The sequence below is a fragment of the Bacteroides fragilis NCTC 9343 genome (assembly GCF_000025985.1).
GTDB lineage: Bacteria > Bacteroidota > Bacteroidia > Bacteroidales > Bacteroidaceae > Bacteroides > Bacteroides fragilis.
Genome location: NC_003228.3, coordinates 2,751,837 through 2,765,430 on the forward strand (window position 1 = coordinate 2,751,837; position 13,594 = coordinate 2,765,430).

The 13,594-nt window shown below is 41.5% G+C and carries 10 protein-coding genes; 5 read left to right on the forward strand and 5 right to left on the reverse strand.

Features of this window, described 5'->3' with window-relative positions; genetic code table 11:
* Positions 1–16: 16 nt before the first annotated feature.
* A complete protein-coding gene (locus tag BF9343_RS11140; protein WP_005787649.1) occupies positions 17–1,225 on the reverse strand; it encodes an alkaline phosphatase family protein in 1,209 nt (402 codons plus the stop codon).
* A 105-nt stretch (positions 1,226–1,330) separates the two neighbouring features.
* On the opposite strand from BF9343_RS11140, the gene BF9343_RS11145 reads away from it, so the two are divergent.
* The 3 genes from BF9343_RS11145 to BF9343_RS11155 all read left to right on the forward strand — a co-directional run bounded on the left by BF9343_RS11145 (position 1,331) and on the right by BF9343_RS11155 (position 4,076).
* Positions 1,331–2,869 (forward strand): carbon-nitrogen hydrolase family protein, encoded by a 1,539-nt coding sequence (locus BF9343_RS11145; RefSeq protein WP_005787651.1) that lies wholly within the window; start codon positions 1,331–1,333, stop codon positions 2,867–2,869.
* 118 nt (positions 2,870–2,987) lie between these two features.
* Complete coding sequence (locus BF9343_RS11150) at positions 2,988–3,620, forward strand: peroxiredoxin (RefSeq protein ID WP_005787656.1); 633 nt, start codon at positions 2,988–2,990, stop codon at positions 3,618–3,620.
* A gap of 210 nt (positions 3,621–3,830) precedes the next feature.
* On the forward strand, positions 3,831–4,076 hold the full coding sequence (locus BF9343_RS11155) for an RNA recognition motif domain-containing protein (protein WP_005787659.1): 246 nt from the start codon (positions 3,831–3,833) through the stop codon (positions 4,074–4,076).
* A 73-nt stretch (positions 4,077–4,149) separates the two neighbouring features.
* On the opposite strand, the gene BF9343_RS11160 is transcribed toward BF9343_RS11155, so the two are convergent.
* From BF9343_RS11160 to BF9343_RS11170, 3 genes are read right to left on the reverse strand one after another with little or no spacing between them, the layout of a single operon-like run.
* Positions 4,150–5,541, reverse strand: a complete 1,392-nt coding sequence (locus tag BF9343_RS11160) for a cytochrome-c peroxidase (protein WP_005793956.1) — start codon at positions 5,539–5,541, stop codon at positions 4,150–4,152.
* Between the two features lie 15 nt (positions 5,542–5,556).
* Positions 5,557–6,342 (reverse strand): cytochrome c biogenesis protein CcsA, encoded by a 786-nt coding sequence (ccsA, locus tag BF9343_RS11165; RefSeq protein ID WP_005787665.1) that lies wholly within the window; start codon positions 6,340–6,342, stop codon positions 5,557–5,559.
* A complete protein-coding gene (locus tag BF9343_RS11170; RefSeq protein ID WP_010992984.1) occupies positions 6,326–7,213 on the reverse strand; it encodes a cytochrome c biogenesis protein ResB in 888 nt (295 codons plus the stop codon). Before BF9343_RS11170 ends, ccsA begins: the two co-directional genes overlap by 17 nt.
* A gap of 259 nt (positions 7,214–7,472) precedes the next feature.
* Between BF9343_RS11170 and BF9343_RS11175 the strand changes: the two genes are divergently transcribed.
* Positions 7,473–8,738, forward strand: coding sequence for a S41 family peptidase (locus BF9343_RS11175; protein ID WP_010992985.1), 1,266 nt, complete (start codon positions 7,473–7,475; stop codon positions 8,736–8,738).
* Between the two features lie 132 nt (positions 8,739–8,870).
* Here BF9343_RS11175 and BF9343_RS11180 read toward each other — a convergent pair whose 3' ends face one another.
* Entirely contained in the window at positions 8,871–9,920 is a 1,050-nt protein-coding gene (locus BF9343_RS11180) for a DUF2776 domain-containing protein (protein WP_010992986.1), read from the reverse strand.
* A gap of 224 nt (positions 9,921–10,144) precedes the next feature.
* Between BF9343_RS11180 and ileS the strand changes: the two genes are divergently transcribed.
* The gene (gene ileS / locus BF9343_RS11185) at positions 10,145–13,570 is read left to right on the forward strand and encodes an isoleucine--tRNA ligase (RefSeq protein WP_005787674.1); all 3,426 of its coding nucleotides are present in this window, start codon (positions 10,145–10,147) and stop codon (positions 13,568–13,570) included.
* Positions 13,571–13,594 lie beyond the last annotated feature (24 nt).

The following is a 13,594-nucleotide window of genomic DNA, read 5'->3' on the forward strand; positions in this document are numbered from 1 at the left end:
TACATGCAATAAATTATCAAAAAGACACATCTTTCAGAATGTCTTTTATTCTTTCGAACTGTCCATCTGTCTTCTCCGGAGTAATTTTCAATAAATGGGCCAACAGCGGGTAGATATCCACATTGACAAATCCCTTCGATTCATACCCTGCCTTAAAGTCGGGCCCACAGGCACGAAACATTACCTGCATATCCGGACTTTGCGGAAAATATCCATGAGCACCTTTCAAGGCACGTGGTACATCGGTAAATTGCCATCCTAACTCGGGAGCCACTACAATATCACCGATACGGTCACTGCTTCCATAGTTTAATTCGGCAGGAATCTCCTCCTTTTTCCACACATGAATATGGGGTACATCTTTCAAGGCATTGTATACCGAGTCGCGATATTCCGGTTTTGTGAAAATAGAGGTCGGAGTCCGTCCATCCACAGCCTCACACCATTCCGGACGCAGATACTTATTCATGTCTACCACGCGGTCGTCACTGATCTCGGTCATTCCATGATCGGCGGTGACAATCAGGTTGACATCCTTACCGAAAGGAAGCGATGCAATTCCCTGCCGCAACATTCCGACCAAACTATCCATACGGTGTATAATGGCAGCAGCTTCTACACTGCGGGGGCCGTGATGATGGGTCACGCCATCCGGCTCTTCAAAGTAAAGCATAACGAGACGGGGACGTTCCGCTTCCGGCTTTTCCAGAAGAGCGATGGTCGAATCCACCCGCTGTTCAAAAGTAAGACGAGGCTTCTCGGCATATTCCCGGTAGTAAGTAGGATAACCGCCTTTGATGGCAATATCCGAACCAACCCAATAAACGTTTCCTGTCTTCACTCCCTGCTTTTGTGCCGTAATCCAGATCGGTTCACCCAGATAGTAGTCGGGATTGTTCCGCGTGGCGGGATCTCCCATAGAGTATTGGCGACGACGTTTTACATCCCAGAAAGTGTTGTTGATAATACCGTTGTGGTCAGGCACCAATCCCGTAGCCAATGTATAGTGGTTGGGGAAAGTAGACGCCGGATAGGAGGGAAGCATGGTCGCCTTTACTCCCTCGCGGGCCATCTGGTTCAGGTTAGGGGTATCATACATTGCCGGATAATCCCAGCGGAAGGCATCCAATGAAACAATTACGGTGTAATGCGGAGCCTTGTCCTGCGCTGCCAAAGTAAAAATAAAGAAGACATAGCAGCAGAAAGAAATAATAAATTTACGCATACTCTTGATAGTTGTTATGAAATGCAAAGGTATAAAATTATATGAAAGCTGTCCGGTTATAAAGATAAAGCTTACCTTTGCAATGTTTTTTTAATACAAGTTACTATGGATTATCCTCATAAAATCAATAAGGTACAGATCCGTAACCTCCAGATTGAAGATTACGCTCAATTATCCCAATCGTTTACACGTGTATATTCGGACGGAAGCGATGTGTTCTGGACACACGAGCAGATTGAGAAACTAATTAAAATTTTCCCCGAAGGACAAATTGTTACTGTGGTCGACGAAAAGATAGTCGGCTGTGCACTCTCTATCATTGTAGAATATGATAAAGTGAAAAACGATCATACCTATGCCCAGGTCACGGGGAAGGAGACTTTCAATACCCATTCTCCCCAAGGGAATATCTTATATGGCATCGAGGTCTTTATCCATCCCGAATATCGCGGGTTACGACTAGCTCGGCGCATGTACGAATATCGCAAAGAACTTTGCGAAACGCTGAATCTGAAAGCGATTATGTTTGGCGGTCGCATCCCGAATTACCATAAGTATGCCGACAAGATGCGTCCCAAAGAGTACATCGACCGTGTTCGTCAGCGCGAAATCTATGATCCGGTGCTCACTTTTCAACTCTCCAATGATTTTCACGTACGCAAGGTGATGACCAATTATTTGCCGAACGATGAAGAATCAAAACACTACGCCTGTCTCTTGCAGTGGGACAACATTTACTATCAGCCGCCTACGCAAGAATATCTGGCCCCCAAAACAACGGTCCGTGTAGGATTGGTGCAGTGGCAGATGCGTAGTTATAAGACCTTGGACGATCTCTTCGAACAGGTAGAATTTTTTGTAGATGCGGTATCCGACTATAAGAGTGATTTTGTGCTTTTTCCCGAATACTTTAATGCACCGTTGATGTCAAAGTACAATGACAAAGGCGAATCACAGGCCATCCGCGGGCTGGCCCAATATACCGAAGAAATCCGCGATCGCTTCATTAATCTGGCAATCAGCTACAACATCAATATCATCACAGGAAGTATGCCGCTGATCAAAGAAGACGGATTGCTGTACAATGCCGGATTTCTTTGCCGACGCGACGGAACTTACGAAATGTACGAAAAGCTCCATGTCACCCCGGACGAGATAAAGAGTTGGGGACTGAGCGGCGGCAAACAGCTTAAAACATTCGATACGGACTGTGCAAAGATAGGCATACTGATCTGTTATGATGTGGAATTTCCGGAACTCTCCCGTCTGATGGCCGACCAGGGAATGCAGATTCTGTTTGTACCGTTTCTCACCGATACACAAAATGCTTATTCGCGTGTTCGGGTCTGCGCACAGGCACGTGCCATTGAGAACGAATGCTTTGTGGTAATAGCCGGCAGTGTAGGCAATCTTCCCCGTGTGCACAATATGGATATTCAATATGCTCAGTCGGGAGTATTCACACCTTGCGATTTCGCTTTTCCGACAGACGGAAAGCGTGCCGAAGCAACTCCGAATACAGAAATGATCCTGGTTTCGGATGTAGATCTCGACTTATTGAACGAACTGCACACTTACGGCAGCGTTCGCAACCTGAAGGACAGGAGAAATGATGTATATGAAGTGCGCTTCAAGAAGCCTTAATAGATTTTATCTATTAACCAATAGATATTATATATCATTAAACTTTGGCAGTAAACAAAGATTCTGATAGCTTTGTTTCCGAAATGAATCATTTAATAACTTCTAAAATAAGAGAATTATGAGATCATTAATTGGAAAACAAGCGCCGAAATTCGATGCCACGGCTGTAATCAATGGGCATGAAATCGTTCAGAACTTTTCGTTGGATCAGTATAAAGGGAAAAAATACGTAGTATTCTTCTTCTACCCGATGGACTTCACTTTTGTATGCCCCACCGAACTGCACGCATTTCAGGAAAAGCTCGAAGAGTTTGAAAAACGTGATGTCGCTGTGGTAGGTTGTTCGGTCGACTCTGAATATTCTCACTTCTCTTGGTTGCAGATGCCCAAGAACGAAGGAGGTATCCAGGGCGTGAAGTATCCTATTGTATCCGACTTTTCTAAGTCAATCTCTGAGAGTTATGGAGTGCTGGCCGGAAGCTATGCCCCCGATGAAAATGGCAATTGGGTATGCGAAGGGACACCGGTAGCTTTCCGTGGTCTGTTCCTGATCGACAAGGAGGGCGTAGTAAGACATTGCGTCATCAACGACTTGCCGCTGGGACGTAACGTGGATGAAGTATTGCGCATGGTAGACGCTTTACAACATTTTGAAGAGTATGGTGAGGTTTGTCCGGCCAATTGGTCGAAAGGCAAAGACGCCATGAAAGCTACCGAAGACGGAGTAGCCAACTATCTGAGTAAGCATTAACAGAGATACATCTGTAAAAAAAAAGGGCGTTTATTGAAAAATAAATGCCCTTTTATAGTTGATAATCCAAATATTATGACGTACTTTACCAACGAAAACAATTGATTGTTTTATTTTACTCTATTTTCTACTGAATCAGTTGAATCCAGATCTAATCTCAAACTTCTGTTGTTTCTAAATTTATTTATCAATTTTTATTTTTTTTATTTTATGAACATGTACATTGGAAACCTTAGCTATCGTGTTAAGGAAGCAGATTTGAGACAAGTAATGGAAGAGTACGGAACAGTTGATTCAGTAAAACTGATCATCGATCGCGAGACTCGCAAATCAAAAGGATTCGCATTCGTTGAAATGCCGAACGACGATGAAGCAAAAAATGTGATCTCTGAGTTGAACGGAGCTGAATACGAAGGCCGTCAGATGGTTGTTAAAGAAGCTCTGCCTCGTAACTAATCCATTTATAACATAAAATTAAAAAGGATACCCTTTAACAGAGTATCCTTTTCTTATATCTACCTGAGAGAGGTTATAATGCTTTGGTCTGATTATCGTTGGTCAGGGGCTTACCTTTGTACTCCCCGGTCAGTGTCTCCAGAAAAGCAACGATTTTATTCAGTTCATCTTCCGGAAGATTCAGATCCATCTGATATTTGGCCATGTAATCTACAGCCTCTTTCATTGTTTTCATACTGCCGTCATGGAAGTAAGGAGCCGTCAGGGCAATGTTTCTCAAACCGGGCACTTTAAAGCGATGTTTGTCACGTTCGTTCCGGGTTTGTTTGAAACGTCCGTTATCTTCTTCTGTCAATTCAATGCCGCGATCTGCGAAGTAGTCTCTCTTTACGCCCATCAGTTCGTAAGACTGGCCGCCCAGTGTCTCACCGACATGACATGTAGCACAATCGTATTTCTTAAACAATTCGTATCCGGCCAGCTCTATATCGTTAATGGCAGTCTTTTCACCTTTCAGATAAAGGTCGAAACGGGAATTCGGAGTAAGCAGTGTCTTTTCAAACTCCTCGATCGCATTCGTGATATTCTGTTCGGAATAACCATCGGGATATACAGCCAAAAAGGCTTTGGTAAAGTTTGCATCCTGCTCCAGTTTCGCAATGATTTCATCAAATGACTGACAGGCCATCTCGACCGGATTCAAAGGAGGTCCGGCAGCCTGCTCGGCAAGTGTTCCGGCACGTCCATCCCAGAACTGGACGAAATTGTAAGCGGCGTTATACACTGTCGGAGCATTTACGCCTCCGAACTGTCCGCCTACACCTTCCGAATATTGCTTATTGTCCACACCACCGGTATTCAATCCGTGACACGAAGCACATGAAACGGTGTTATCGGCCGAAAGGCGAGTGTCATGATAGAGCATATCTCCCAAGATGACTTTACGCATATCCACAGGAATAGAATCTGCGATAGGACGTATCGGTTCATTGGCAAACTCGGCGGCAGCCAGTCCGTTAGCATAATGTGCCAAGCGATGTTGTTTAACCCATGCCATAGCCATTTCCTTCTTGGCATCTGTTACGCTCGATCCCCAATGTACCATGTAATAAGCATGTTTGGGCATCGTTCCGTCCATGATTACTTTTTCGACTTTAGCAAGTGCTACTTTTCCGACAGGCTTACCGGCTTTCAGAGCTTCAGCCATTTCGGTCATGTCGAAAGCACGATAACCTTGCGTTACGTCTTTCTGTACCATTCCGCTTGCAACGGGCCAGTTGGCATAGAAAGGAAGGTCCGGACTGCCCGAATGACATTGTAAACATCCCCCCGAAGTAATGATTTCCTGCATCTGAGCATCAGCAGCAAGATCTTTCGACGGTGCTTGGTTTACAACGCGGTAAGTGATAGCCAGTGCCCCGACTGTCACAAGCAATGCGATGATAAATTTTGTACTTTTCTTCATTGTGCATTCTTTAAGTTAATTATTACGATTGTATAAATGTACACTTTGTTGAGCCGAAGGCAAATAATTCACTCCATACCAGCACATCTGCAATGCCAGAAAGGAGAAAATCAGTATGACGTACAGCATCTTTTTGCGAAACTTCCTTCGCAAGCGCAGATGTATATATAATAGGTATCCCATCCAGGTTACTACCGCCCAGGTTTCTTTGGGGTCCCAACTCCAATAATTACCCCATGCCTCCTTAGCCCACAAAGACCCGAGAAGCATTCCGATTGACAAAAACGCCACTCCGGAATAGACCAGATTGTCTGCTGTCACCAGGTACTCTTCTTTGTGATGGACAAGACCGCAGAGGGCTATGATGAAAGCACATCCCAATACGGAATAGGAGAACATATAGACGGTGACATGGGGAATAAACCAAATACTTTGCAAAGCCGGCATAAGCGACTGGTCATGTATCTCCGGTTTCAGCAGATTGATTATTACAAAGACAGTGGACAATAAGGTGGAGAAAGAAAGTATCCATCGATATTTCCAACGAATATAAGTCAATAACCCGGCAATACCCATAAAGAAAGAGTACCATAAACGGGTCTCGCCCATAGTGCGGAGTGGGGGACGTTGCAGAGATATCCACAGCCCGGCAATGAATATTCCCAAGCAGGTGATGCCTGCTATAGTGAGCACAACAGCCATTCTACTTCGTACTGACGAACGAAGTGCAAATATAGCTCCTGTCAACCAAAGACAGATTGAAGCGACTGCGAACAAATAGAAGTTATCCCAGGTTATCATGTTTCAGCTTTTTAGGACCATTAATAAATAACAAAACAGCTCCTGTCAATATCATCAAAATGCCAACTACCATAACATATTTCCAAGGTTGACGAACTATTTGAAGGATACAATACCGGGTATTTCCCATGTTGTGTGTATCATATCCGGTCAGGTAAATGTCTTCTCCCAAACGGTAACTGTGGGGATGATTTACTTCAAGTGTAGTTCTCCGGTTTCCAATACGCACATCTGCAGCAAAACGCGAAGGCATCCCGTTCGGATAATATTCTGTATTGAAAGAATAGAGTTCCAGTTCATAATCCAGATAATAGGCTTTCCCATCCATACTATAAGCTTCGCGTCCCGGTTGTCCGGCATAAAGCGGGATGCGTAAAGTCTGAACATCACTGCTACCGAAAAATCCGGCAAATAAAGCGAGCCATAATCCCAAATGGTTCAGGATAAAACGCTTCTTTGCCGGCACACAATGATAAAAAGCATGAATAATCACCATTGCCAAATTACTCAATAAAAGGAAAAGAATGGCAATGAATATCCAGGAAGTCATGAAATTATAGCATCCCAACGAAGCTAAAACCCCTGGCATGGAATCTGCTTCTGCTTCCGATAACTGAGGAAACAAGCCGATAACCAGACTGCCACCTATTAATAATAGGATCGATAGAACACTTGTCCGGGAAGATAACAGAAAACGGGTTAACGGCAACTTATTCCCTTCTTTATAGAGACGCCATAACGAATAAATCCATATAACTGCCACAATCACATTCAGAGGGAATGCAAAAAAGGATAAGGGGAAATTACCTGCCAGAGTTTGCAACAATGCTGCTATTACAAAATATGCAGTCACTAATAGTTTTTTGTGCATAGTTGTGCCTTTATATGGTGCAAAGTAAGTAAAAATATGCCAATAAACGTATAAAAGGGCTATTAATTTGTATTAAATACAATTTTGAAGTAGATTTAAATTAGAAAGGCACACTACTATTCATAATATCGGCTGGGGATGACTGGAATATAAAATATAAACTAGTACTTAGAATAAAGTAGTTTTCCAAAAAGATTATCTATATTAGCATTCACTAAATAGCTTTAATCACCAATGTCTAATTTTAAAACGGCAAAACATGAAAACTCCATCTTTAATTCTGATGACAATTATTTTATGTAATCTCAGTATCCCAATAAATGCTCAGATACTAACCTCCCGCCAGCAAAAGGAAGATTTTGACACCTTATATAGCTTACTACATCAGGTACATCCGGACTTATTTGTGTATCAAACACAAAAAGAATTTGAAAAGAAACATGATTCAATATATTGTTTGTTGAATAAAGAACGAAACCTTTCTGATTTTTACTTTATAGTCTCTCCATTTGTTGCATCTGTTAAAGATGGTCATACTAATTTCACAATTCCTGCTACTCAAGACAGAATTGACTATTTGAATAATGGAGGGCTGACTCTGCCTCTACGCTTAAAAATAGTAGAGAATAAGATATTGGTTGATTTTCCTCTAATATCCTGTTCAATACAGGAAAATGATGAAATAATATGTATGAATAATATAAATAGTCAAACCATATTAAGCCAATTGTATCTCTTACTGGGAGCTGAAAAAGGAAACGCTATTAAGGAAAATCAATTGACCAGTTATCTTTCTACTTTGCTATGGTATAAATATAATTGGGGTGAAAAATATGATTTTACAATTAAAAGAGGAAAAAAGATCTGGAAAGAATCATTGAATGGTATCAGTCAAGCAGATGCCTTCCCTGTTTTAAAAGCACGACTTGGCAAAAGTCTGCCACAATTTGTTTATACTCTAAGTCCGGATAAACAGACTGCTACTCTGCAAATAATGAACTTATATCAATTACCACAACTAAAACAATTTTGTGACTCAGTCTTTTCGGTGATTAACAGAGAACATGTACCCAATTTGGTTATAGATGTCAGGAATAACAAAGGAGGGTCAAGTGCCGGAGTTGACATGCTTCTGTCATACTTATCGCATGATGCTTATATATTATATATCAAAACTGATTTAAAAATCAGTTCATACTCAAAACGGTACAATGAGCAAAAACATCCGGAAACCTATGAAGAGATCAAAAATTTACCTGACGGTTCTTTATTTGCTATTCGGGATTCTTTCGTAGAGGGAAACCGGGATAAAGCAGACATTTATAAAGGATCAGTTACAGTATTGGTAAATGAATCCACTTATTCCGGAGCCTCGACATTTGCATCTGCCATTAAAAAATCTCATGCAGGAAAAGTTCTTGGCGAAACCGGCTGCCCAACTGTATATTTTGGCAATTACATGTCATTCACATTACCCAATTCCCGATTAGAATATTATATCTCACTCAATAAATTTTATGAATAAGAGGGTATCAAAACTCTTTTCACCACGGAGTAACAAGGAGTATCACAGAACTTTTTTTATTAATAATCAACAATTTAAAATCGATTCTGTGTTACTCTGTGTCCTCTGTGGTGAGTTTTGATATCCTTATATTTATTTTGAAGATGTTCCACTCTCAAGAATACTGACAATTGAAAAGAGAGTGAAGCAAATGGCACCCAAACCGGCTAATACGCGTGCAGGGATAAAATAATCATCATGCGTCGTACCCAATTCAAAAACGAAAGAAGCCAGAAACAAACAGGCCAACGCCGTCAATACCGGAATCAAAGGGATGCGGTTGGCCAAAGCAAATTCTCTTCCCCAAATTTTCGCCAGCAGAATTACTTTACTTGAAATGCTGTAACAAACCAGCCCAAGCCCAATCATGATGTATCCGATTACTCCGTTAGTGGTGCTTGAATCGGAAAAAATAACAAACAGTCCCCAAAGAAGCGAAACGGTTCCCATCAACAATACGAGTTTTGGCCATCTTTTACGTTCTCTATCCGTATACACATTTCTGATTTGACGGGCAATAGTAGCAACCAAAGCAATCAGGCTTGTGCAAATGCAAGCTAAACCTACCATCACATGCCCTGCTACGAAATAAGCAGGATGTACATCACTCTTGGCTAATAAAACGAAAGCCCATATCCAGGCAATCAACGATATAGTGATAGCTATTGTTTTTAATATACGCTCTTGCCCCTTGGTAAACGCTCCTTTAGGAATACCGTTACCAATCATTTTTGAGTTGGCAGGAATCAATGAAAAACGGGTAGAAGATGTTGCTGCGGTTGCTACACAAGTAGTTATCAGTCCCACTCCGGCAACTACATGTCCAGCTACGAAAGAGGAGGCAGAGGTAGATCGGGTAAACATGCAAATTCCGCCAACAATTGTGACAACAGCGGCCAGATAACCGATAATAGGCAATGCATATAAAGAACCTCGCCCGTAAGTATGTATGATTTGCCGGATAATAGTAGCGGCTGTTGCAAATAATGCAATGCAAATCATACCTAATGAAAAAACTACCGGACCTGCTACCAGTCGGTTAGAGTCATCGCCATATGCACTGATAAACGCCCCGTAGCCAAAACAAAACAGAGCCATTGCCAAGGGAATTGCTCTGAACAATACACTTATACCGTAATTCATAACATATAGGTTTTAAAATTTCACTGATAAACAAGACATGTAGTTTTTTGTTTCACCCCCCTTACTACTTTTTACACTCTTTTCACAAGATAGCCTTTTCTATCATACTGAAATTAAAAAGCCTTTTCTTGTATGAAAACGAATGTTTTTGTACATTTGCACCCTTAAAATAGGGAGGGTATCCCAATCTTAAATTGTAATATAGTAAAATTGTAAATATAGCCATGAGCAAGAAATTTGCCGAATATTCGCAGTTCGACCTTTCGAAGGTGAATAAGGACGTGTTGAAAAAATGGGACGAAAACCAAGTTTTCGCCAAGAGTATGACAGAACGTGAAGGCTGTCCTTCGTTTGTATTTTTTGAAGGACCTCCATCAGCTAACGGTATGCCGGGTATTCACCACGTAATGGCTCGTTCTATCAAAGATATTTTCTGTCGTTACAAAACGATGAAGGGCTATCAGGTGAAACGTAAAGCCGGTTGGGACACACACGGACTTCCTGTTGAGTTGGGGGTTGAAAAGTCTTTGGGAATCACAAAAGAGGATATTGGAAAAACAATTTCAGTAGCCGAATACAATGCTCACTGTCGTCAGGATGTGATGAAGTTTACAAAGGAATGGGAAGACCTGACCCACAAAATGGGCTATTGGGTGGATATGAAGCATCCATACATTACATATGATAATCGTTACATCGAAACCTTGTGGTGGTTGCTAAAACAATTGTATAAAAAAGGATTACTGTATAAAGGATACACCATCCAACCCTATTCTCCGGCAGCAGGAACCGGATTAAGTTCACACGAACTGAATCAACCGGGATGTTATCGGGACGTGAAAGATACGACAGTAGTGGCACAATTCAAAATGAAGAACCCCAAACCGGAAATGGCACAATGGGGCACTCCTTATTTCCTGGCATGGACCACTACTCCATGGACATTACCTTCAAATACCGCACTCTGTGTCGGCCCTAAAATTGATTATGTAGCAGTTCAATCATATAACGCATATACAGGACAACCCATCACGGTGGTATTGGCAAAGGCGTTATTGAATGCACATTTTAATCCGAAAGCAGCCGAACTGAAGCTGGAAGATTATAAGGCAGGTGATAAGTTGGTTCCTTTCAAAGTGATAGCTGAATATAAAGGTCCTGATTTAGTAGGCATGGAATACGAGCAATTAATTCCGTGGGTAAATCCGGGCGAAGGTGCTTTCAGAGTAATTTTGGGCGATTATGTAACGACGGAAGACGGTACAGGTATCGTACATATTGCACCTACATTTGGTGCCGATGACGCCCAAGTAGCAAAAGCTGCCGGCATACCTCCGCTACAGTTGGTTAATAAAAAGGGAGAACTTCGTCCGATGGTAGATTTGACCGGTAAATTCTATACTTTAGATGAATTGGATGAAGACTTTATAAAACAGCGAGTTAACGTAGATTTATATAAAGAGTATGCTGGCCGCTTTGTGAAGAATGCATATGATCCAAACCTGTCCGATCAGGATGAGTCATTGGATGTAAGTATCTGTATGATGATGAAGGTTAATAATCAAGCTTTCAAAATAGAGAAGCATGTGCATAATTATCCCCATTGCTGGCGTACAGATAAACCGGTACTATATTATCCGCTGGACAGCTGGTTTATTCGTTCTACAGCTTGCAAAGAACGCATGATAGAATTGAATAAGACTATTAACTGGAAACCGGAGTCTACCGGAACCGGTCGCTTTGGAAAATGGCTGGAAAACCTGAATGACTGGAACTTAAGCCGTTCTCGTTATTGGGGTACTCCATTACCGATTTGGCGAACAGAAGATAACAGTGACGAAAAATGTATCGAGTCGGTTGAAGAGCTATATAATGAAATAGAAAAATCAGTCGCTGCAGGATATATGCAGTCGAATCCTTATAAAGATAAAGGTTTCGTACCGGGTGAATATAATGAAGAGAATTATAATAAGATAGATCTTCATCGCCCTTATGTAGACGATATTATCCTTGTCTCAAAGGACGGGAAGCCGATGAAACGTGAAGCAGACTTGATCGACGTATGGTTTGATTCGGGCGCAATGCCGTATGCCCAGATTCATTATCCATTTGAAAATAAAGAATTGTTGGATAGTCATCAGGTATACCCGGCCGATTTTATAGCGGAAGGAGTAGACCAAACTCGCGGATGGTTCTTTACTTTACATGCCATTGCAACAATGGTATTCGATAGCGTCTCTTATAAGGCTGTTATTTCCAATGGATTAGTATTAGATAAAAATGGCAACAAGATGTCTAAACGTTTAGGTAATGCTGTTGACCCATTCTCTACTATTGAACAATATGGCTCTGATCCGTTACGCTGGTATATGATCACTAACTCTTCTCCATGGGACAACCTGAAGTTTGATGTTGATGGCATTGAAGAGGTACGCCGTAAATTCTTCGGAACGTTATACAATACTTATTCTTTCTTTGCCCTGTATGCCAATGTAGACGGTTTTGAATACAAGGAAGCCGATCTTCCGATGAATGAGCGTCCGGAAATTGACCGATGGATTCTATCCGTCTTGAATACATTAGTAAAAGAGGTAGATACTTGCTACAATGAATATGAACCGACTAAAGCCGGACGTTTAATTTCAGATTTTGTAAATGATAATCTGTCTAACTGGTATGTTCGCCTGAACCGTAAACGTTTCTGGGGTGGTGGATTCACTCAAGATAAGCTCTCTGCATATCAGACTCTGTATACATGTTTGGAGACTGTAGCCAAACTGATGGCACCTATCGCTCCATTCTATGCAGACCGCTTGTACAGTGATTTGATCGGAGTAACAGGTCGTGATAACGTTGTGTCTGTCCATCTTGCCAAATTCCCGGAATACAATGAGAAAATGGTTGATAAAGAACTGGAAGCACAAATGCAAATGGCACAAGATGTTACTTCCATGGTGCTGGCATTACGCCGTAAAGTAAACATTAAGGTTCGCCAGCCATTGCAGTGTATTATGATTCCCGTGGTAGATGAAGTTCAAAAAGCGCATATCGAAGCCGTGAAAGCATTAATCATGAGCGAAGTGAACGTAAAAGAGATCAAGTTTGTGGATGGTGCGGCAGGTGTTCTGGTGAAAAAAGTGAAGTGTGACTTCAAAAAACTAGGACCAAAATTTGGAAAACAAATGAAAGCTGTAGCAGCTGCTGTAGCAGAAATGTCACAAGAAGCTATTGCAGAACTTGAAAAGAATGGTAAGTACACCTTTGATTTGGGCGGAGCAGAAGCTGTGATAGAATCGGCGGATGTGGAAATCTTCAGTGAAGATATTCCGGGATGGTTGGTTGCCAATGAAGGGAAACTGACTGTTGCACTTGAGGTTACCGTGACAGACGAACTCCGTCGTGAAGGAATTGCTCGTGAATTGGTAAATCGCATTCAAAATATCCGTAAATCAAGCGGTTTCGAGATTACAGACAAAATAAAATTAACATTATCTAAAAATCCGCAGACTGATGATGCGGTAAATGAATATAATAGTTATATTTGTAACCAAGTTTTGGGTACATCCCTTACTTTAGCAGATGAAGTAAAAGACGGAACAGAATTGAATTTCGACGACTTCTCTTTGTTTGTGAATGTAGTGAAAGAATAATTCTAATACTAATAATCTATAAAC